Source organism: Bradyrhizobium sp. 6(2017) (assembly GCF_011058295.2).
Taxonomy (GTDB): domain Bacteria; phylum Pseudomonadota; class Alphaproteobacteria; order Rhizobiales; family Xanthobacteraceae; genus Bradyrhizobium; species Bradyrhizobium septentrionale.
This window is the reverse complement of sequence record NZ_CP049289.2, coordinates 121940-142504: the sequence shown is the minus strand read 5'-3', so window position 1 is coordinate 142504 and position 20565 is coordinate 121940. Positions and strand designations below refer to the sequence as shown.

General features: G+C 63.3%; 23 protein-coding genes. 18 read left to right on the top strand and 5 right to left on the bottom strand.

The window, feature by feature from the left end; translation table 11 throughout:
* Positions 1–116 precede the first annotated feature (116 nt).
* The 7 genes from lptC to ptsN all read left to right on the top strand — a co-directional run bounded on the left by lptC (position 117) and on the right by ptsN (position 6833).
* A complete protein-coding gene (gene lptC / locus G6P99_RS00655) occupies positions 117–839 on the top strand; it encodes an LPS export ABC transporter periplasmic protein LptC (RefSeq protein WP_029082512.1) in 723 nt (240 codons plus the stop codon).
* A gap of 5 nt (positions 840–844) precedes the next feature.
* Positions 845–1591, top strand: a complete 747-nt coding sequence (locus G6P99_RS00650; RefSeq protein WP_035977304.1) for an LptA/OstA family protein — start codon at positions 845–847, stop codon at positions 1589–1591.
* Positions 1592–1614: 23 nt separating this feature from the next.
* Positions 1615–2310, top strand: a complete 696-nt coding sequence (locus G6P99_RS00645) for an LptA/OstA family protein (protein ID WP_035977303.1) — start codon at positions 1615–1617, stop codon at positions 2308–2310.
* A gap of 318 nt (positions 2311–2628) precedes the next feature.
* Positions 2629–3609: an LPS export ABC transporter ATP-binding protein gene (lptB, locus tag G6P99_RS00640; RefSeq protein WP_029082509.1), complete on the top strand. Its 981-nt coding sequence runs from the start codon at positions 2629–2631 to the stop codon at positions 3607–3609.
* Positions 3610–3699: 90 nt separating this feature from the next.
* Positions 3700–5355, top strand: coding sequence for an RNA polymerase factor sigma-54 (rpoN, locus tag G6P99_RS00635; RefSeq protein WP_029082508.1), 1656 nt, complete (start codon positions 3700–3702; stop codon positions 5353–5355).
* Positions 5356–5540: 185 nt separating this feature from the next.
* Positions 5541–6140, top strand: coding sequence for a ribosome hibernation-promoting factor, HPF/YfiA family (gene hpf / locus G6P99_RS00630; RefSeq protein ID WP_029082507.1), 600 nt, complete (start codon positions 5541–5543; stop codon positions 6138–6140).
* Positions 6141–6371: 231 nt separating this feature from the next.
* Complete coding sequence (gene ptsN / locus G6P99_RS00625) at positions 6372–6833, top strand: PTS IIA-like nitrogen regulatory protein PtsN (protein ID WP_029082506.1); 462 nt, start codon at positions 6372–6374, stop codon at positions 6831–6833.
* Between the two features lie 322 nt (positions 6834–7155).
* Here ptsN and G6P99_RS00620 read toward each other — a convergent pair whose 3' ends face one another.
* Positions 7156–7794 (bottom strand): TetR/AcrR family transcriptional regulator, encoded by a 639-nt coding sequence (locus tag G6P99_RS00620; protein ID WP_051346469.1) that lies wholly within the window; start codon positions 7792–7794, stop codon positions 7156–7158.
* Between the two features lie 328 nt (positions 7795–8122).
* On the opposite strand from G6P99_RS00620, the gene G6P99_RS00615 reads away from it, so the two are divergent.
* From G6P99_RS00615 to G6P99_RS00570, 10 genes are all read left to right on the top strand, one after another.
* On the top strand, positions 8123–8926 hold the full coding sequence (locus tag G6P99_RS00615; protein ID WP_029082504.1) for an SDR family NAD(P)-dependent oxidoreductase: 804 nt from the start codon (positions 8123–8125) through the stop codon (positions 8924–8926).
* A 36-nt stretch (positions 8927–8962) separates the two neighbouring features.
* Positions 8963–10093, top strand: a complete 1131-nt coding sequence (locus tag G6P99_RS00610; RefSeq protein ID WP_029082503.1) for a DUF5938 domain-containing protein — start codon at positions 8963–8965, stop codon at positions 10091–10093.
* A gap of 56 nt (positions 10094–10149) precedes the next feature.
* Positions 10150–11688: an AMP-binding protein gene (locus G6P99_RS00605; protein WP_029082502.1), complete on the top strand. Its 1539-nt coding sequence runs from the start codon at positions 10150–10152 to the stop codon at positions 11686–11688.
* Positions 11689–11951: 263 nt separating this feature from the next.
* Positions 11952–12149 (top strand): hypothetical protein, encoded by a 198-nt coding sequence (locus G6P99_RS00600; protein WP_029082501.1) that lies wholly within the window; start codon positions 11952–11954, stop codon positions 12147–12149.
* On the top strand, positions 12124–12540 hold the full coding sequence (locus G6P99_RS00595; protein ID WP_245284750.1) for a type VI secretion protein: 417 nt from the start codon (positions 12124–12126) through the stop codon (positions 12538–12540). The genes G6P99_RS00600 and G6P99_RS00595 overlap by 26 nt, the downstream gene beginning before the upstream one ends.
* Before the next feature lie 204 nt (positions 12541–12744).
* A complete protein-coding gene (locus G6P99_RS00590) occupies positions 12745–13683 on the top strand; it encodes a type I phosphomannose isomerase catalytic subunit (protein ID WP_029082499.1) in 939 nt (312 codons plus the stop codon).
* Complete coding sequence (locus tag G6P99_RS00585) at positions 13680–15965, top strand: glycosyltransferase family 4 protein (protein ID WP_165129222.1); 2286 nt, start codon at positions 13680–13682, stop codon at positions 15963–15965. Before G6P99_RS00590 ends, G6P99_RS00585 begins: the two co-directional genes overlap by 4 nt.
* Before the next feature lie 34 nt (positions 15966–15999).
* Positions 16000–17298 carry a glycoside hydrolase family 130 protein gene (locus tag G6P99_RS00580; protein ID WP_029082497.1) on the top strand — a complete coding sequence of 433 codons (1299 nt, stop codon included), beginning with the start codon at positions 16000–16002 and terminating at the stop codon, positions 17296–17298.
* 59 nt (positions 17299–17357) lie between these two features.
* A complete protein-coding gene (locus G6P99_RS00575) occupies positions 17358–17600 on the top strand; it encodes a hypothetical protein (RefSeq protein WP_029082496.1) in 243 nt (80 codons plus the stop codon).
* A gap of 42 nt (positions 17601–17642) precedes the next feature.
* On the top strand, positions 17643–17843 hold the full coding sequence (locus tag G6P99_RS00570) for a hypothetical protein (protein ID WP_029082495.1): 201 nt from the start codon (positions 17643–17645) through the stop codon (positions 17841–17843).
* A 53-nt stretch (positions 17844–17896) separates the two neighbouring features.
* Here the strand turns inward: G6P99_RS00570 and G6P99_RS00565 are convergent, their stop codons facing one another.
* Positions 17897–18454 (bottom strand): cytochrome P460 family protein, encoded by a 558-nt coding sequence (locus G6P99_RS00565; protein WP_029082494.1) that lies wholly within the window; start codon positions 18452–18454, stop codon positions 17897–17899.
* Positions 18455–18716: 262 nt separating this feature from the next.
* Here G6P99_RS00565 and G6P99_RS00560 point away from each other — a divergent pair, with 262 nt between their 5' ends.
* A complete protein-coding gene (locus G6P99_RS00560; RefSeq protein ID WP_029082493.1) occupies positions 18717–19064 on the top strand; it encodes a DUF6665 family protein in 348 nt (115 codons plus the stop codon).
* A gap of 45 nt (positions 19065–19109) precedes the next feature.
* Here the strand turns inward: G6P99_RS00560 and G6P99_RS00555 are convergent, their stop codons facing one another.
* The 3 genes from G6P99_RS00555 to G6P99_RS00545 all read right to left on the bottom strand — a co-directional run bounded on the left by G6P99_RS00555 (position 19110) and on the right by G6P99_RS00545 (position 20508).
* Positions 19110–19481 carry a hypothetical protein gene (locus tag G6P99_RS00555; protein WP_029082492.1) on the bottom strand — a complete coding sequence of 124 codons (372 nt, stop codon included), beginning with the start codon at positions 19479–19481 and terminating at the stop codon, positions 19110–19112.
* 284 nt (positions 19482–19765) lie between these two features.
* A complete protein-coding gene (locus tag G6P99_RS00550; RefSeq protein WP_029082491.1) occupies positions 19766–20032 on the bottom strand; it encodes a DUF1150 family protein in 267 nt (88 codons plus the stop codon).
* Between the two features lie 50 nt (positions 20033–20082).
* Positions 20083–20508: an Hsp20 family protein gene (locus G6P99_RS00545; RefSeq protein WP_029082490.1), complete on the bottom strand. Its 426-nt coding sequence runs from the start codon at positions 20506–20508 to the stop codon at positions 20083–20085.
* Positions 20509–20565: the final 57 nt, after the last annotated feature.

Here is a 20565-nt window from a genome sequence, read left to right as displayed (position 1 = left end):
AACTGTTCACGCGTGGTCCGGGTTGAAGTCGGCTGGGGGGCGCGACGCCGGGTCCCGGCTGCATATTTGGGCGGCTCCGGCTAGAATAGGGGCGATTTCGCGCCTCTGGAGCTCAGGTGAATTCGGTTCAGAATCCAGCCTATGTCACGGGCCTCGAGGCGCGCTTTGCCGCTGCCGCGCGGCACAGCCGTATGGTGCGGATCCTGCGCATTGCGGTGCCCGCGGTGGTCGGGCTGTCGATGGCCTCGATCATCTCCATCTCGGTGTTCAATCCATTCCACGACGTGATCCCCAAGCTGCCGCTCGAGATGGACAACCTGGTGGTGTCGGGCACCAAAATCACGATGGAATCGCCGCATATCGCCGGCTTCTCGGCCGATGGGCGGCCCTATGAAATGTGGGCCAAGGCGGCGATCCAGGACGTCACGGATCCCGACCATGTCGAGCTGAAGACCATCCGCGCCAAGGTGGCGCAGCAGGATCAGTCGACGGTGACGATGGATGCGCGTACCGGCTTCTTCGACAACAAGAAGCAATTGCTCGACCTGCGCCAGGATATCTTCCTGCAATCGTCCACCGGCTATGAAGCGAAGCTGACGCAGGCCTTCGTCGACATCAACAAGGGCAATGTGTCGTCGGACGAGCATGTCGACGTCAAGCTGCTCGAGGGCACGCTGACCTCCGATCGCCTGCGGATCTACAACAGCGGCGAGCTGGTGCGGTTCGAAGGTAATGTCGTGATGAATCTGGACAAGCTCGGCGACAACAACCCGCCTGCCGAGCCCGCGCAGCCTCCTCCGCCGCCACCGAAGGCGCGCAAATCCGCCAACACGAAATGATTTTGATGATGAGACGTTTTCCGCATGGCATCGCAATGGCGGCCTCTCTGCTCGCGCTGTTCGCAGTGAGCCATGCGTCCGCGCAGGGCACGATGACCGGCGTTCCCAACGCCATGCAGGGCTTTTCGCAGAACCGCGACCAGCCGATCCAGATCGAGGCGGCGTCGCTCGAAATGCGCGACAAGAAGAAGGAGGCGACCTTCGCCGGCAATGTGAAGGTCGTGCAGGGCGACACCACCATGACCTCGAAGATCCTGGTCGTGTTCTACGAGGATAAGTCGACCCAGGCGCCGGCACCTGCGCCGGCCGGCAAGGCCGCGGCCGCCAAGGGTGCTGCGCCGATGCAGTCGGCCACGCCCGGCCCCGGCGGCGCGTCCTCGATCAAGCGGTTGGAGGCGAAGGGCGATGTCGTCGTGACCCAGAAGGACCAGGTCGTCACTGGCGAGACCGCGATCTTCGACACCAAGGCCAATCTGATCACCATGCTCGGCGGCGCCGGCGGCCAGGTGGTGCTGACCCAGTGCCAGAACGTGCTTCGCGGCGACCGCCTGCTGGTCGACATGACCACCGGCGTCTCGCGGGTGGAATCCAGCAGCGGCAAGGTGCAGGGCCTGTTCATCCAGTCCCAGGGCGGCCAGAGCGGCAAGGGAGGCTGCGCAACGCCGCCCGCCCCTGGCGCAGCCCCTGCCGCCGCTCCTGCTGCCCCAGCGGCGCCGTCGCCGCTTCAGCTCATCCCGGGCAAGCCAAAATAGGCGCCGGTGGCGCGAGGATCGTCATGCCGATGCTGCTTGCGCGCGCCGCAATCACAGCCGTCCTCGCTCTGATGGCGTCCGACACCGCGCGCGGACAGGGCACTGCGTCCGTGCCCAATGCCATGCAGGGCTTCGCGCAGAACCGCAACCAGCCGGTCAAGATCGAGGCGGCCGTGCTCGAAATGCGTGACAAGAAGAAGGAGGCGACTTTCTCCGGCAATGTGAAGGTCGTGCAGGGCGACACCACCATGACCTCGAAGATCCTGGTCGTGTTCTACGAGGATAAATCTTCCCAGCCACCGGCGGCTGCCCCGGGGGCCACCGCATCCAAGGACCCGCCCAAGGATACTGCGGTGCAACCGGCGACGCCCGGCCCCGCCGGCGCGTCCTCGATCAAGCGGCTGGAAGCGAAGGGCGATGTCGTCGTGACCCAGAAGGATCAGGTCGTCACCGGCACGACCGCGATCTTCGACACCAAGAACAATTTGATCAGCATGCTCGGCGGCAGCGGCAGCCAGGTGGTGCTGACCCAGTGCCAGAACGTGGTGCGCGGCGATCGCCTGCTTGTGGACATGACGACCGGCGTCTCGCGCGTGGAATCCGACACCGGCAGGGTGCAGGCCATGGTCGCTCAGGGACAGGACTGCAGCGGCGCGTCGGCGCCGACCGCACCCGTAAGCCCCCCGTCAGCTTCCGCCAAACCACCAAAATCAAGATAAATCAATGCATTAGATAATATTTTGCGACCGCGAGGTTGAAGCGCGCGGGGTGAGGCTGTATCTACTGCAGCGGCCCGGCCGAACGATGCGCCTTGAGGGGAGTCATGTTGGCCGGTCAGGGCATCCATTCATTCAAGGCGCGGGTGATCGCGCCTTGCCGTGTTGTTTGAGCATGATCTCCGCGCAAACGCGTCCGCTGTTGTCGCGAGGGGAGGCCGGAATCCAGATTTCCGGATCATGCTTGCGCCTTCGCGTGCGAATCAATTGGTCCGCAGGCAAAGTCGCCGGATTACCGTGAAAGGCTGAAGCGAAGCGGGGATGGTGGATTTTCTCGGCATGTTCCGGCGGCGCCCTGCGAAACGCAGCACCGGATTTGCGCGCTCGCATGACGACATCACGGCGCTCGGCGATTCCTTCGGCGAGATGCTGACGTCACCGGTGCGCGACGCGCCGCCGATGGCGCGCGCCGCCCCCGTTCCCGACGTCGAGTTGCCGCGGTCGCAGCCCGCTGCAGCGCCGGCGCGCACGCGGCCCGCGAGGAACAGCGCTCCGGCTGCGCCACAGCTGATCAAGCGGCCAGGCTATCTGGCTGTGCATAGCGTGGAAAAGAGTTTTGGCAGCCGCCAGGTCGTGCGCGGCGTCAGCATCTATGTGCGCCGCGGCGAAGCGGTCGGCCTGCTCGGCCCCAACGGCGCCGGCAAGACCACCGTGTTCTACATGATCACCGGTCTGATCAAGGCCGATCGCGGCGCGATCGAGCTCGACGGCCATGACGTCACCAAGCTGCCGATGTATCAGCGCGCGCGGCTCGGCATCGGCTATCTGCCGCAGGAAGCTTCGATTTTCCGCGGCCTCTCGGTCGAGCAGAACATCCGTGCCGTGCTCGAGGTCGTCGAGCCCTCGAAGAAGAAGCGCGAGCATGAGCTCGATTCGCTGCTCGACGAATTCAACATCACGCGGCTGCGCAAAAGCCCGTCGATCGCGCTGTCCGGCGGCGAGCGCCGCCGTGTCGAGATCGCGCGCGCGCTGGCGACACGCCCGAACTACATGCTGCTCGACGAGCCGTTCGCCGGCATCGACCCGATCGCGGTCGGCGACATCCAGGACCTCGTCCGCCATCTCACCAACCGCGGCATCGGCGTGCTCATTACCGACCACAATGTCCGCGAGACGCTCGGCCTGACCGACCGCGCCTACATCGTCTATGCCGGTGAGATCTTGACTGAGGGAAGCCCGGAGGAGATCGTCAACGATCCGGACGTACGGCGCCTTTACCTTGGCGAAGAGTTCCGCCTCTAGCGCAACATTCTGATCCGTCAAGCCATATACATCTGTCCGAGAGTAGGATAAGCAAGAATCGAGCCAACTTTTGGGATCGATTTTGCCTCCATGGCGCTGACGCAAAGACTAGAGTTCCGCCAGTCGCAGTCGCTGGTGATGACGCCGCAGCTGATGCAGGCGATCAAGCTGCTGCAACTGTCGAACCTCGATCTGTCGGCCTTTGTCGAGGAAGAGCTGGAGCGCAACCCGCTGCTCGATCGCGCCGCCGACGGGCCGGAACCGCCAGTGGCGGGCGAGCCGGCCATGGAACGGTCCGATTACGGCGATTCCGAAGGTTCCAGCAGCTACGGGGATGACGGCGACCATTCCGACATGGCGGCAGGCTCGGGCGGCGAGACCGCCTTCGAGCCCGGCCAGGAGGAATGGATGAACCGCGACCTCGGCACCCGCGCCGAGATCGAGCAGACGCTGGATACCGGTCTCGACAACGTGTTCTCCGAGGAGCCGGCGGAGGCTGCGGCGCGCGCCGCGCAGGACGCGCCGCCGTCGGTCTATACCGAATGGGGCGGTGGCGCCTCCAGCGACGACGAGTACAATCTCGAAGCCTTCGTGGCCGCCGAGCTGACGCTCGCCGACCATCTCGCCGAACAGCTTGCGGTGGCGTTCTCGGCGCCGGCGCAGCGCATGATCGGGCAGTATCTGATCGACCTGGTCGACGACGCCGGCTATTTGCCCGCAGATCTCGGCCAGGCCGCCGAGCGGCTCGGTGCGTCGCAGCAGGTGGTCGACGAGGTCGTCGCGGTGCTGCAGAAATTCGATCCGCCGGGCGTGTGCGCGCGAAACCTGAGCGAGTGCCTGGCGATCCAGCTGCGTGAGCTCGATCGCTACGATCCGGCGATGCAGGCGCTGGTCGAGCATCTCGACCTGCTCGCCAAGCGCGACATCGCGGCCTTGCGAAAGCTCTGCGGTGTCGACGACGAAGACATCACCGACATGATCGCGGAGATCCGCCGGCTCGATCCGAAGCCCGGTCTGAAGTTCGGCACCGCGCGGACGCAGACCATGGTGCCCGACGTCTATGTCCGTCCCGGCCCCGACGGCGGCTGGCATGTCGAGCTCAATAGCGACACTCTGCCACGCGTGCTGGTCAATCAGACCTATTACGCTGAACTGTCGAAGACGATCCGCAAGGACGGTGACAAGTCGTACTTCACCGACTGCCTGCAGAACGCGACCTGGCTGGTGCGCGCGCTCGATCAGCGCGCCCGCACCATCCTGAAGGTCGCGACCGAAATCGTCCGCCAGCAGGACGGGTTCTTCACCTATGGCGTCGCGCACTTGAGGCCGCTCAATCTGAAGGCGGTGGCGGATGCGATCCAGATGCATGAATCGACGGTGTCGCGCGTCACCGCCAACAAATACATGGCGACCAATCGCGGCAGTTTTGAATTGAAGTATTTTTTCACCGCCTCGATCGCGTCCGCCGACGGCGGCGAGGCGCATTCGGCCGAAGCGGTGCGTCACCACATCAAGCAACTGATCGACGGCGAGGCGCCGTCGGCGATCCTGTCCGACGACACGATCGTGGAACGTTTGCGCGCCTCGGGCATTGATATTGCCCGCCGCACCGTCGCGAAGTACCGCGAAGCGATGCGGATCCCATCTTCGGTGCAGCGCCGCCGTGACAAACAGAGCATGCTTGGCAACGCCCTTTCGGCTCCCGCCTCCTCGTCCGACCGGTCGCGCGATACAGCCCCCGTTTAGGTTACTCTTTGAGCATGACCCCGTCCAAGTACGGACCGGACCATGCGCTCGTTGCGTTCGCGTCAAATCGCGATAGTCTCAACCTTTCCAGGTGAAGCGTCGTCCAGGAAGGAAGGTGACCGGAATCCCAGCAAGCATCACGCTCCTGCAAGAGTGATCGAGGCATCCAGCAATTGAGGCATCAAATGACCCTTCGTATCTCGGGAAAGAGCATCAGCATCGGCGAGGCGCTTCGCGCGCGCGTCAGCGAGCGCACCGACGAGGTCCTGCGAAAGTATTTTGATGGCAACTATTCCGGTCACATCACGCTGAGCAAGGATGGCTTCGGCTTCCGAACCGATTGCTCGCTGCATCTGGATTCCGGCATCACGCTGGAAGCCGAATCCAACGCCGTCGACGCCTATGCCAGCGCGGATGTTGCGCTCCTGATGATCGAGAAGCGCCTGCGCCGTTACAAGAGCCGGCTCAAGGATCGCTCCCACCGCAAGACCTATGCCGCCAACGCAGCGCTTGCCGAATTGAACGGCGTCGGGCTCGACGCGCCGAGCTACGTCATCGAGGCGCCCGAGAACGACGACGAGGTCACCGAATACAGCCCGGTGATCATTGCCGAGGCAACCACCGCGCTGAAGCGGCTGTCGGTCAGTGAAGCGGTGATGGAGCTCGACCTGTCCGGCGCCTCCTGCCTGGTGTTCCAGCATGGCGGCAGCGGCCGGGTGAACATCATTTACCGCCGTACGGACGGCAATGTCGGCTGGGTCGATCCGCCGGCGGTGAGCCCCTGAGGATATACGAGAGATGGCATTGACGTCCGAAGCCGGCCCTGCTTATGGTCCGCCGCCTCCAGCAATAAGGGGGCGGAACAGGGTTCGCAGGTGTTGGCACCGCCGATACGTTGGAGTAGAAGCCCTGCCAGCTGGACCCGGGCTAAGCCCGCATCCCACCTCAACTTCTTGACGCCGCCGCTGTAAAGCCTATTTCGCAACCTGACGGTTCATTCACCTCGGAACGTCCCAATGCCGATTACCGATTTGGTCGCACCCGAGGCGATACTCCCGGCTTTAAAAGTCATCAGCAAGAAGCAGGCGCTGCAGGAACTTGCCGCGCGTGCGTCGGCTCTGACCGGGCAGAACGAGCGCGCCGTCTTCGAGGTGCTGCTGCAGCGCGAGAAGCTCGGCACCACGGCGGTCGGCTATGGCGTCGCCATTCCGCACGGCAAGCTGCCCAAGCTGGAGAAGCTGTTCGGCTTCTTCGCCCGCCTCGAGCGCCCGATCGATTTCGAGGCGATGGACGGCCAGCCGGTCGATCTGATCTTCCTGTTGCTGGCGCCCGAAGGCGCCGGCGCCGACCACCTCAAGGCGCTCGCGCGGATCGCCCGCCTGCTGCGCGATCAGGACGTCGCCAAGAAGCTGCGTGCCTCGCGCGACGCGCAGGCGATCTACTCGGTGCTCGCGCTGCCGCCGGCGAGCGCGGCGTAATCGCGAATTCGTTTTCGCGCCACTGTCATCAGAGCATAGCCGATGCGTCACGCGCTGGCGCACTCCAACGCAGGTCCGGATCTGCACTTCAGCTGGGGCTACAGGTCCTGTTTTCTCCTTCCCCTGAAAGGGGGAAGGTCGGGATGGGGGTCGGCCGCAGACGACGGTGTTTGCGGAGAGAGCAGATCCCCGCCCGCTTTGCTCTGACGAGCAAAGCGACCTCCCCTTTTCAAGGGGAGGTTGGAGCCATTCTGCGATCTTTGCCGCGTAGCCCCGGATTTTCGCTGCGCTTCATCCGGGCTACGAAACATTCGCAATCGTTTCAGCAGATCGTCGGCAGCAGGCGGCGAACCTCGTCGAGCAGATCCGGAACGGCCTTCTCGTCGCTGGCGAGGTGCCTGAGCAGCGCGCTCTGGAACAGGCCGTCGAGCAACGCGTAGAGCGCGGCTGGAGAGGATGCCGGCCGCTTGCCGCCGAGCTCGGCGTAGCGCGTGGCGATGCGCCAGATCATCGCTTCCAGGCTCTTGTCGATCTCGAGCACGTCCTTGCGAAACGCCGGCTCGAACATCGCCTGCGAGCGCATATCGTACCAGAGCCGGTGCATGCGGGCTTCGTCCCGCAACGTTGCCGCGAGCTTGGCGAGAAAACCTTCGGTCAATTCGTCGCGGCTCTGCGCCGACGTCACCACCTCGTCGTAGCGCGTCACGCATTTCGCCTTGTAGTGACGGACGCAGCAGCAGATCAGGTCGAGCTTGTCGCTGAAGTAGTAGTGAAACACGCCGTGCGTGAAGGCGGAGTTCTGCGCGATCTCGCGCAGGCTGGTGCGCGCGAAGCCGAGCTCGCCAAGTGTTTCCAGCGCGGCTTCCGCAAGCTCGATGCGCCGCGCATTGAACTTCTCGTCGCGCAGCGCCTCGGCCGCCACCGCCACGCGTTGGGCCGCTCCCGTCGCTTGCCGCGCCATCTCGTGCCTTTCCGTCTGACTGTTCCTTGCTGAGACTATACCGCGCGGACCGCGGCACGCTCCATCCCTTCACACCATCCTATTTGACACTTGTCAAATTCAGGCTTGACAAGTGTCAAGTTCCTGGACGAGGGTTGGCGCAATAATTTGGACAACCGTCAAGACGGCTGACCTAAACGACAAACAGGAGGAAATGCACCGCCGGGCGCGCCATCGCTGCGCCCGCCGACGCCGGCCGTGACCACCAATGCGCAGAGAATGCGCAAGGCCGCCGGCCCGCCGATCGCCACAGCACCGATCAATCACCAAGCAAAGGGAGGACTACGTCATGAGTGCGAAGAGCCTTGAAGGCAGGAAAGCCCTGGTCACCGGCGGCGCCCGGGGGATTGGCGCGGCGATCGCGCAGGCGCTGGCGCGATCCGGCGCGGCGGTCATGATCGGCGATATTCTCGAAAGCGTCGGCAAAGACACCGCCGGCGAGATCGCCAAGACCGGCGTGAAGACCGGCTTCGTCAAGCTCGACGTCACCGACGACGCGCAATGGGAGCGGGCCGCCGCCGCGACGGTCGAAACCCTCGGCGGCTACGACATCCTGATCAACAATGCCGGCATCGAGATCACCTCGCTGGTCAGCGAGATCAAGGCCGAGGACGCGCGCCGCATGTGCGACGTCAACATCGTCGGCACCGTGCTCGGCATGAAGCACGCCTTCCGCGCGATGCGGCCGGGCGGCGCCGCCGGCAAGGGCGGCGCGATCGTCAACATCGCTTCCGTTGCGGCGACGATCGCCTTCCCGAGCATCGCCGTCTACTCCGGCACCAAATCCGCGGTCGACCGCATGACGCGGGTCGCGGCGATGGAAGCCGGCAAGCTCGGCTTTGGCGTGCGCGTCAATTGCATCTATCCCGGCCTGATCCCGACCGATATGGGCCTGCAGCTCGCCAATGACATCGTGAAGATCGGTCTCGCGCCCGACGTCAACGCCGCCGTCGGCTCGGTGGTGGAGCAGACGCCGCTCGGCAAGCTCGCCGAGGTTTCCGACATCGCCGACGCCGCGGTGTTCCTGTGCTCGAACGACGCCCGCTTCATCACCGGCATCGGCCTGCCGGTCGATGGCGGCATGGGCATGTAGCAACAAAGCCGACAACAAGCATTTCGGAGGATCGCAATGAGCGAGAAGAAGCCCGTCATCGTCTATGGCGCTTCCGGCTACACCGGCCGGCTGGTCTGCGAATATCTGCGCGAGTACAACATCCCCTTCATCGCTGCCGGCCGCAGCGCCGAGAAGCTCGACGCCGCGATGAAGTCGAACGTGGCCGGCATCGAGACCGCCGACTATGAGGTGGTGACGGTGCCGCACACCGCGGCCGCACTGACTGAATTGTTCAAGGGCGCCTCGGTGGTGCTCAACACCGTGGGCCCGTTCGCCAAGTTCGGCGTCGAGGTGGTGCAGGCCTGTCTGGCTGCCAAGTGCCACTACACCGACACGACAGGCGAGCAGGACTGGCTGATCACGCTCGAGCACGAGTTTGGCAAGAGGTTCGCCAATGCCGGCCTGCTGCTGGCGCCGGGCATCGCGCAGATGTACACCACCGGCGAGATCGCCGCGCAGCTGTGCCTGGAGACGCCCGGCCTCGACACGCTTGATATCGCCGTGTTCTGGGGCGGGAGCCCGACCATCGCCTCGACGCAGACCATCCTGGTCAACGCCGCGATGGCCAAGGCCTACTACCTGGAGCAAAACAAGTATGTCGAGCATCAGCCCGATGCCGGCCTCTACAACCTCGCCATCCCCGGCCAGCACGAGCTGGCGCTGGCGCTGCCCTGGGGCGGCACCTCGCACCCGGTGTGGTTCAAGCACGATCCGCGCGTGGCCAACGTGAAGGTGCTGGGCGGCGTGTTCAACCGCGCGTTGATGCTGGGCGTGCCGCAGATCGTCGCCGCCGCGCTGGAGGCGACCAAGAACATGAACCCCGACGACCGCTACGCCGCGTTGGCGCAGACTGCTGCCGGCGTGATGAACACCATGCCACCGCGCGAGAACCCGCGCGTCAACAAGTCGATGGATTCGGTGTATGCCTCCGGCCCGCTCGGGCGCGCGCACTGCGTCATCTACGGCAACAGCAACTACAAGCAGACCGGCATGCTGCAGGCCTATGCCGCTGCGCACCTGCTGCAGCAGCCGCCCAAGCGTGTCGGCTTCGCGTCGGGCTGCCAGGCGTTCGGCCATCACGAACTGCTCGGGCAATTGCGCAGTTTCGGGCTTGTCGGCAAGCCGGTCCTGACTGTGCACGACTGAGTCAATCGCGGGTGGCGCGGTTGTTCGCGCCACCCGCCTCTCGCGCGAGGCCCGCCATGCGCTTCATCGACTATCTCGACAAGGGCGCCTCGCTCGGCGCCGAGGCGCCGTGCCTCACCATGGACGGAGGCGACCTCGGCTATGGCGAGGTGCAAAGGCTGAGTTACCGGATCGCGCGCGGGCTCGACCGATCCGGCGTCGCGCCCGGCGACAAGGTCGCGATCCTGTCCGGCAACGATCCGCTCGCCTTCGCCTGCGTGTTCGGCATCTCGCGCGCCGCTGCCGTGTGGTGCCCGATCAACCCGCGCAACGAGGCGGCCGAGAACAAGTTCATCCTCGACCAGTTCGATTGCAGCCTGCTGCTGTTCCATTCGAGCTTTGCGCCGATGGTCGAGGCGGTCAGGCAGGACCTGCCCAAGCTGCGCACGCTGGTCTGCCTCGATACCGAGCTGCCGTTCGCGCCGTCGTTCGACCGCTGGCTGAGCGGTCTCGCCGACGATCACTATGAACGCGGGACGATCGATGATCTCGCGATGATCCCGGGCACCGGCGGCACCACCGGCAAGCCCAAGGGCGTGATGCTGTCGGGGCGCAACATCGAGGCGATGACCGCGCTGACCTTGATGGGCTATCCGTTCAAGGGCCGTCCGGTCTATCTCGCGCTGGCGCCGCTGACGCATGCCGCGGGCGTGCTGTGTTTTCCGATCATGACGCTCGGCGGCCGCATCGTGATCATGCACCACCCTGACATTGGCGAGTTCCTGGCGCTGATCGCCCGTTACAGCGTCACCCACACCTTCCTGCCGCCGACCGTGATCTACATGCTGCTCGATCATCCCAAGCTCGATGCGGCCGAGCTCGGCTCGCTGCAATGCTTCTGGTATGGCGCAGCGCCGATCTCGGCGGCGCGGCTCGCTGAAGCCTTGCGGCGGATCGGGCCGATGGCGCAGCTGTTCGGCCAGACCGAGGCGCCGATGATGATCTCGATGATGGCGCCGGCCGATCACTACAATCCGGACGGCACGATCGCGATGGAGCGGCTATCGTCCGCCGGACGGATCAGCCCGCTGGTGCAGGCCGGCATCATGGATGGCGACGGCAAGCTCGTACCGGCCGGATCGCGCGGCGAAATCGTGGTCCGCGGTTCGCTGGTGATGGAGGGTTACTACAAGAACCCGCAGGCTACGGCGGAAGCCTCGGCGCATGGCTGGCACCATACTGGCGATATCGGCTACATCGACGGCGATGGCTATCTCTACATCGTCGATCGCGCCAAGGACATGATCATCACCGGCGGCTTCAACGTCTACTCGATCGAGGTCGAGAACGCGTTGCGCGCCCACGAGGCGGTGCAGGACTGCGCGGTGATCGGGTTAGCCGATGACAAATGGGGCGAGCGGATCGTCGCGGTGGTGCAGCCGCGCGCCGGCCACCAGGTCGACGCGTCAGCGCTGGCCGCCTTCGTCAAGCAACAGATCGGCAGCATCAAGACGCCGAAGCAGATCGAGGTCTGGGACGATCTTCCGCGCTCCAAGGTCGGCAAGGTGCTGAAGCCGGATATCCGCGCGCGGTTGACGGAGCGTTCAGGCAGCTAGGGCGCTTGCATGGTCCGGGGCGCCATGGACCTGGCGCTGTTGCCGCGCCAGGTTTTAAAAGCTCGCTATTTGCCGGACCTGAGCGTAGAGTCGCGTCATCACCGCCCATCCACGGCATTCACCGGTGACTGAGGGTAACGTAGGGCTCCCGCCAAAAAGACGAGGAGCATACGTGTCTCAATTTCGCCTGGCCGATTGGATCGTGCCGCCGGTGATCGTCCCGTTATTTCTTCTGCTCCTGGTGGCTGCTGCGGCCGCCTTGCATGGATAAGACGACGCAGCTCCAATACCTGGTCAGCGGAAACCATCAATTCGGTCGCGTCAACCTTGGCCGCGCCACGATGGCTGCTGCTTTGTCAAAGGCAAGGGAGCTTCTGCAGGACGGCTATATGGACGTGCGGATATGCACGCCGCGAGGCCAGGTCCTGATGCCTGATGAGTTCGATCAGCTCGAAACGTGAAGAAGCGCCGGCAGCTCGTCAACGGCTGCGTCGATACCTCGCCGGGAGCACTGCTCGACCGAAGGCGAGCGAGGCAGCAGTCGGCGGGCAAAGGAAAGATGATGGGATGTTCAGTTTGAACATTGCCCAGAAAGGCACCAACATGAAGACGCTTGTTCTCGCCTTGGCGCTTGGCACGTTTGCGCAAGGCGCGCTCGCCGCAGAACCGAACTGCCGCGCGATCGAAAGCACGGGCGCGCGCCTCGGCTGTTACGACGCGGCGTTTCCTCCGAAGCCGAGGGAGCCTGCGGCGGTCGATAGCCGCGCGCCGCGAGCTGAATACAAGGATCCGCTGCTTACGGAAGACGCTCGAATCGCGGCAAAGCTAAAGAATATCTGTCGCGGCTGCTGAGGTCTGCGACACCGCCCGCACGAGAGCGCAGCCAGTCCAAAGGTTGCTATCGGGCGTCAGAGTAGCCAATTGAATAGATGACGTCACCGGATCGTTGCGACAGCGCCTGTCGCGAAGTGCGACGTCTTAGCCACGCCAAATCTTCCGAGCGGAATCGACCAACGGCTGTCGTATCGACGTGCGCGTTTTGGGTCAGGACATTAGATGACCGTCGAGCAAGCCTCGATACAGATCACCCGCAAGCCGTGGGGGCGCGTCGATCTGCGTCCCTGGAGCCGCATCGACGCTTCCGCCGATCCCGTTGGAGAATTGTGGCTTGAGCGTACGGGCGACAGCGCGCCGGTTCCGGCACTCCTGTTCAAACTGCTGTTTACCAGCCAACCCTTGTCGATCCAGGTTCATCCGAATGATGAGCTTGCGCACGCCCTCGGTCTGCCGAACGGGAAAACCGAGGCCTGGTACATCCTTTCGGCGGCGCCAGGGGCGCGGGTTGCGCTGGGGCTAAAGCAATATCTTACGCCGCAGGCTTTGCGCGCAGCGATCGGGGACGGCTCGATTGCAGGCCTGGCGCAATGGCATCCTGTCATGCAGGGCGACGTCATCTTCGTCCCCGCCGGCACAATCCACGCTCTCGGAGCTGATATCGTGCTCGCCGAGATCCAGCAGCGCAGCGATACGACATTCCGTTTGTTCGACTTTGGCCGGAATCGCGAGCTGCACGAGGATAGCGCCGTGGCGGCCTCGGTTGCCGGGCCACCCCCAACGCAATCGCCTCCACGACGTCTCACCGATGTCCGAAAGGTTCTCGTCGCAAGTTTGCATTTCATTCTTGAGCGGATCGATCTTCAGGCGAATTCGCATTGGGCGCTCGATACCGATCGGGAAACCTGGATCCTTGTGATCGAAGGGAGCGGGCGCATCGGGTCGACCGCTACCTCCGTTGGGGACGCAATTTTTGCCGAAGCCGACAGCGCCGGCATCGAGGTTGGCCCGGAGGGAATGAGTATTTTGATCGCCTATCCGGGACCTGATCCAATTGCAGCCCTGCTGCAGGATTGCGCAGAACGAACGGCCAAATCTGCCGCCGCATCCGGCGCCGTGCACGCTCCGACATCAAGCCGGATCATCGAGGTACAGACATGACATCGCCCCGCCGTATCGCCTTTATCGGCAACTCGTTGCCGCGCCGATGCGGAATTGCAACCTTCACGACCGACCTGCGAAACGCGATATCGGTTTCGCGCCCGGATCTTGAGGCCTGCATCGTGGCGATGACCGATCGCGGTCAAGTCTATGATTATCCCTTGGCGGTCGCTTTTCAGATCAAGGACGGCAATCTCGAAGATTACACGCGCGCCGCGGATTTCCTCAATGCCGGTCAGTTTGACATCGTGTGCCTGCAGCACGAATTCGGGGTTTTCGGCGGTGAAGCCGGTGCTCATATCCTCGTGCTGCTGTCGCGCCTTACCATGCCGGTGGTGACGACGTTCCATACCGTGCTGGCCGATCCGACGGCCAGGCAACGTATGGTCATGGAGCGCATCGTCGATTTGTCGTCGAAGGTCGTGGTAATGGCCGACAAGGGGCGCGAACTGTTGCGCGGTATCTATCTGGTGCCGGAGGACAAGATCGAGATCATCGCCCACGGCATTCCCGATGTCGCCTTTGTCGAGCCCGACGCAGCGAAGGCGCGGCTCGGATTTGAGGAAAAGTCGGTCATCCTGACATTCGGCCTGTTGTCACCGAACAAGGGCATCGAAGTCATGATCGACGCCATGCCGTCGATCCTGAAACGCTGCGCGGATGCGGTGTACGTCGTGCTCGGCGCAACACACCCCAACCTGGTTCGAAACCAGGGCGAGGGGTATCGCGAGGGCCTGATGGCGCGAGCGCGCGAACTCGGAATAGACGGTCAGGTGGTGTTCCTCGACCGGTTCGTCGATCTGGCGACGCTGCTCGAATTCATCTCGATGTGCGACGTTTACGTCACGCCCTATCTCAACGAGGCCCAGATGACGTCGGGGACCCTGGCCTACAGCTTCGGACTGGGGAGGCCGGTCGTTTCGACGCCCTATTGGCACGCGCGCGAGCTGCTGGCAGATGGATGCGGCGTTCTGGTGCCTTTCGGCAACGCCTCGGCGATCGGCAACGAAATCGCAAAGTTGCTCACCGATGACGCTCGCCGGCAGGCGATGTCGCGGCGCGCCTACGCGGCGAGCCGAACGATGACATGGGAACGCACGGCCGAGCGTTACATCGCGGTCTTCGAGACCGTACGGCAAGCGCACAGGCCGAAGCTCTTCGCGCGCTCCGATGTAGGATCGCCGGAGCTCCGCAGTCCCGCGCCGCCGGACATGCAGATCGGCCACTTCCTGTCGATGTGCGACGATACCGGCCTGTTCCAGCACGCGGTCCATTCGGTGCCCGATCGCGCGCACGGCTATTGCGTCGACGACAATGCCCGCGCACTGCTGCTGGCCTGCGCGCTGAACAATCCGGGCGAACAGCCGCTGCCGGAGCTGTTGACGACTCGCTTTGCGGCTTTCGTGCAGCACGCGTGGAACCCCGATACCAGGCAGTTTCGCAATTTCATGGGCTTCAATCGAACCTGGCTTGAAGACAAAGGTTCCGAAGACAGCCATGGGCGAACGCTATGGGCCTTGGGCGAGGCCGCGCGCAGTGATCTGAGCCCGTCGCGGCGCCGATGGGCCGCTGCCTTGTTCGCCGAGGCATTGTCGACTGCGGAGAGCTTTCGTTCACCGCGAGCGTGGGCATTCATGCTTCTGGGCCTGGACGCCTATTGCGCAGTGACGCCGGACGATCTCCACGCCAGGGAGATCCGGCTGTCTCTTGCCGACCGCTTGATGTCTTGCCTGGCGTGTGTCGAGACGCCGGACTGGGTGTGGTTTGAAGAAGGGCTGGCTTACGACAACGCGCGGCTGCCGCAGGCCTTGATGCTGACGGGCGTGGCGACGAAAGTGCCAGAATATTTCGATGCTGGATTGAGGTCCCTGCGCTGGCTCATGACGCAACAAACCACAGCAGCAGGTCATTTCCGGCCGGTCGGCACCGCCGGGTTCGGCGAGCAGCGGCAACATCCCCGTGCCTTCGATCAGCAGCCCGTGGAAGCAACGGCGACGATCGCAGCCTGCCTTGCGGCCTGGCGTGCGAGCGGCGATGCCGAATGGAAGGCCATGGCAGCGCGCGCCTTCGGCTGGTTTCTCGGCAGCAACGATCTGTCGGTAGCGTTGGTCGATTCGCAAACTGGAAGTTGCCGCGATGGATTGCACCCCGATCGTGCCAACGAAAACCGCGGTGGCGAATCGGTTGTTTGCTATCTCCTCGGACTTGCAGAGATGCGTCAGCTCGCGCGCGTCAACACCAGCCTGACCAAGCCTGCGGCCTTGCGGGCTGTGGGCGCCTGAATTTCACCCTCCAATCCAGCGAGCCGAGGATACCGTGTCACAAGCTACTTTTCTGAATCGGCAGGCGCTTCATCTGCGCCCCGATCCCGCGCGGGTCATCGTGAGGCCGTTCAAGCCGGCGACCGAACCGCGCGATCTGAATCCGACCGACAAAATACGCGCAAATCATATCGTCGATCGGGTTCTCGCACTCGATCCGGATGCCGTTGCCGCTCAGCTCGCGGACGTCCTGGACAATTTCCAGGGCCGCCATCGGAACCTGTTGGAGACCTTCGAAGCCCGCGCGGATGAAATGGAAGACGCGTTCGCGACGCATGGCGTCTTTTCAAAGACCCAGCGCCAGCTCGTTGGCGCCTATTTTCTCAGTGAGTATTCGTTCGAAGCCTCTGCCTTGTTCAATCCCAGCATCGTGCCGCACCCCGATCAATCGAGTGCGCCGAACGGCGGCATATGCGTCGTCATCAGTCTGCGTGCGATCGGCGAAGGGCACGTGTCGTCACTGACTTTTCGAACCGGAACGATCGCTGCTGATGGCAGCCTGACCGTTGATCCGACGGCTCGCCTCGCCTCGCTACCTCGGATTTCCCATCGCATGTCCGGTCCGGATGGCGAGCGTGTCGAGTTGACTTTCAAGGGTGAGGAAGAGCTCAGCGAGCGCGTCATCTTTCCCATCACCGAATCCCAATCCAACGGCATCGAGGATGCGCGCTTTGTTGAATTCAGCGACGGTGATCGAAAAACCTACTACGCGACCTATACGGCCTACAGCGGACGGGCGATCCGTTCCGAATTGATCGAGACCAGCGATTTCATGTCGTTTCGACTGACGCCCTTGCGGGGCGCCGCGGCACGCAACAAGGGCATGGCGCTGTTCCCGCGCAAGATCGACGGCAGATACGCCATGATCGCGCGACAGGATAACGAGAACCTGTACCTGATCTATTCAGACGACCTCTACACATGGGAAGGCGGTCAGGCCGTTCTGCGGCCGCAATTTCCCTGGGAGTTCGTCCAGATCGGCAATTGCGGGTCGCCGATCGAGCTTGATGAAGGTTGGCTGCTGCTGACGCACGGTGTTGGCCCGGTCCGCAAATACTCGATCGGGGCGGCGCTGCTCGATAAGCGCGACCCATCCAGGGTGCTGGCGCGCTCAAGTGAGCCGTTGTTGCGGCCTGAACCGTCCGAGCGCGAAGGCTACGTCCCCAACGTCGTCTATACCTGCGGTGCGATGAGGCACAATGACCAGATCGTTTTGCCATATGCCGTGTCCGACACCTTTTCCAGTTTCGCCACGATCAAGATTTCTGCGCTCATAGAAGCGATGAAACGCTGAGCGCGGCCGTTCGCAGTCGTTGGCATCAACCGCGTCTCTCGGCGGCTTAAGGAGCCATCATGGCCCGCGAAACAACCTACGTCGTGCAGGCATTCAACGCCGGCAAGGGCGGACATCTGAAGCCCGACTCTCCAATCGTCTGCAAGACGGCAAATGGCGCGCTGCGAACAGCAGAGAGACTGGCTTTGAGCAAGCTCGCCGTCGTTGCATTCTCGTCCACCGGCGATCCCGAAATGGGCGACTATGATGATGAGCCCATGGTCTTCTTCCGGAAGGGCGATCTTCCGGCTGCGTTTGGCTGAAGCCCTGGTTGCGAACGAGAAGGTATGTAAGGGAAAACCCGGATGAGCGAGCGACTTGAAACACTGAAGAAGGCCCGCGATCGCATGATCGAGGAGAGGGACACACATGCGAAAGTGCTGGCCGCTCCCTTTGATCGTGACAAGGCGGAGCGGGCACGCAGCAAGTTCGTCGAGGTTCAAGCGTTGATCGAAGCCCTGGACCGCGCCATCAGCGCGGAAAACTTCGGTTCAGCGAGAAACTGAAGCCGAATATCCGCGCACGGCTGACGGAGCGTTGGTTCGCGCAATCCGGCCTTTCACCGCATTCCGTACTCGGTGAACACGTAGTCGCGGTTCTGCACCACCGTGTGGCACGCATAGCCGCACTTCGCGTCGTTTTCCTGCGGCGGATTGTCCGCCGTGGTGGCGGGCCTGAACACATCGGTCGCCGCGTCATACTCGAACGCGCCGTATCCCCATCCGCCGCTGTCGGCGAATCTCTTGCTGTCCTTCACCATGAAGTCGACGTCGTGCTGGGCGCCAGGCACCGTCGGCTGGCCGGGATATGCTTCCTGCTTTTTCGGGATCCAGTGAATCTTCGCCATCCTGGCGCCGTCCGGGAACGGCTTGCCGTTGCCGGGCACGCCCTCCCGGTAGGCGCCGATCATCGCCGGATTGCCCATGATCACGGCAATGACGCCTTCGTTCTCGCTGATCGCGATCACGGACCAGTCCTCGTATCCCCTGAACTCGGAGAATGCGAGCCCACCGGGCACTTGCAGAGTGTATTTGTCCTGCGCGGAAATCGCGATGCCGGTTGCCAGGATGGCGATCGGCACTGAAGCAACGAGACTCATCAGCGAGCTCTTCTGCATGGTCGCATCTCCCTCATTCGATTTGGCGGCAAATAATCTCTTGCTGGAAATTCCCCTTATCGCGATGCCTCATTCGAGGCTCAGGACTGCGCGGAGCGTTGGTCACGAGGCCTGATTACAGCATGGAATGGGGCCGAGCGAAATGAGGCCGCTGCATGGGTCTGCTGCCTAAAGCACCGGCGTGAGCGCCTATTGACAACCGTTCCATCACGCCAGAAGAATCTGGGGCGCATCATCATGCACGCGGCCCCAGGGAATACCGATGTCCCTCGACTTTCGCTTTCGTACTCCCCTCGACGTCCTCACTTACGAGCTCGCCGAGGAGAAGGCTTCCGCACTCGGACGAATGGGGCGTGCGCTGGAACAAGCCCTAGCCAAATTGCGCGAGTTCGATGCCGCGCAACCGGCTACGGGCGCGCCAGCATCCGGGCTGCAGGCGCGGCGCGTTCTGGTGCGGGAGGCCGGCCACGCGCTCTGGATGTTCGTGGTGCAGCGGGAGGCTTGTGGCACGCGCGACAGCCGCGCGATCATGCGCACCTACAATGTGCCGGGCGAGGTGCAGCTGTGCATGGGCCCGATGCTCGCCGCGTCAACGCGGATCGTCACATGATTGATGCGTTCCGCCGCCTGTCGCGGCCCAGTCTCAGCCCGCGGCTCAAGTAGGAGACCCACCTTCGAGCGGGGGTGGAGTTGTCTGAGCGCCACGCCTTGCGTCCGCGTTCTCCTCCGAGGCAACTTTCGATCCAACAAGGAGGCCCGCGATCATAACCGGTAGCAGCACGGTCGGAAGCAACACATAAACACCCTGCCGCCCTTGCAGCGCTGGAAGGATCCCGCCCGCTATCCAGGACGCGTATGGCACCAGCACTCCCAGGGAAACAAGCCCTCCCAGCAGCGCATAACTCAGCGGTGACGCCTCGATTCGACGCCTGTTGAGGGCAATGATCAAACCGACGATGCCGAACAGAAATCCGCCGGCGATGCCGCCCATGATGGTGACAGCGGGCACGAACAGCACCAGCAACATGACAAAGCTGCCGGGTTCTCTCGACCAAGCAAGAGTGAGGCAGCAGGCGACGACAAGCGAGGCCAGTCCGCCAAACAGAACACCCCAGTTAGACGATCTACTGATCATAGGCACCGCGCACCCATGGCGTCATATCGGGGAAGCCTACCGCGGGCTTCGTTAAAGTTGTGACAACTGCAACTACCCGCAGGACGGAGCCCAAAAATAAGAATGCGCGGGCCGCCTCGACCGGTGTCGAGGCATGCCCGCGCATTGTATCAGCGGATGCTGAATTCAGCGCAGCGTCAGTGGACGCTGACGGCCTGCAGTTCGTTGCTCCAAGCGTTCGCAATCGCGGCTTCGCGGCTGTCGGTCAGCATGATCGGCGTGCCGTCGGCGGCATGCAGTGCGAACAGCTTGAGGCCCGGCGCGATCTTCGGCGCCTGCGGAAAGAGGTCGGGCACGTCCTCGGAACGGACCTGCTTCACATAGGCGATATGGCCTTCGCCCAGATGGGCCAGCGCTTCCGGCGTGACGCTGTCGGACTGGTAGATGATACTCGCTTCACTCATGGTCTCGACTCCTCAGTCAGACAAGCGGTCGAGTCCGCTCCTGGTTTCTATTATTCGTGTTCACTGATAGCGATTGTCTTAACGACCCGCTCAGGTTCTGGCCTGGCCAGGTCGATCGACAACAGCCCGTTCTTCAGATCCGCGCCCAGCACCTGCATCCCCTCCGCCAGCACGAAAGTGCGCTGGAAGTGGCGCGCGGCGATGCCGCGATGGATGTATTGCCGAGCCTTGTCGTCCTGCTGGCGGCCGCGGATGACGAGCTGATTTTCCTCAATGGTCACATCGAGTTGGTCGCGGGTGAAGCCCGCCACCGCCAGCGTGATGCGCAGCCGCTCAGGCTGGCCGTTGGTACGGTCGCACCGCTCGATGTTATACGGAGGATAGCCGTCGGCGCCCTTCACGACGCGGTCGAGCGCACGCTCGATCTCGTCGAATCCCAGAAGGAACGGACTGGACAACGATGGAACACGAGACATTACAAAGTCCTCTCGAAGCGACTTTGAGGGGCCCTTGCGGCACCCCATGCAACCGGC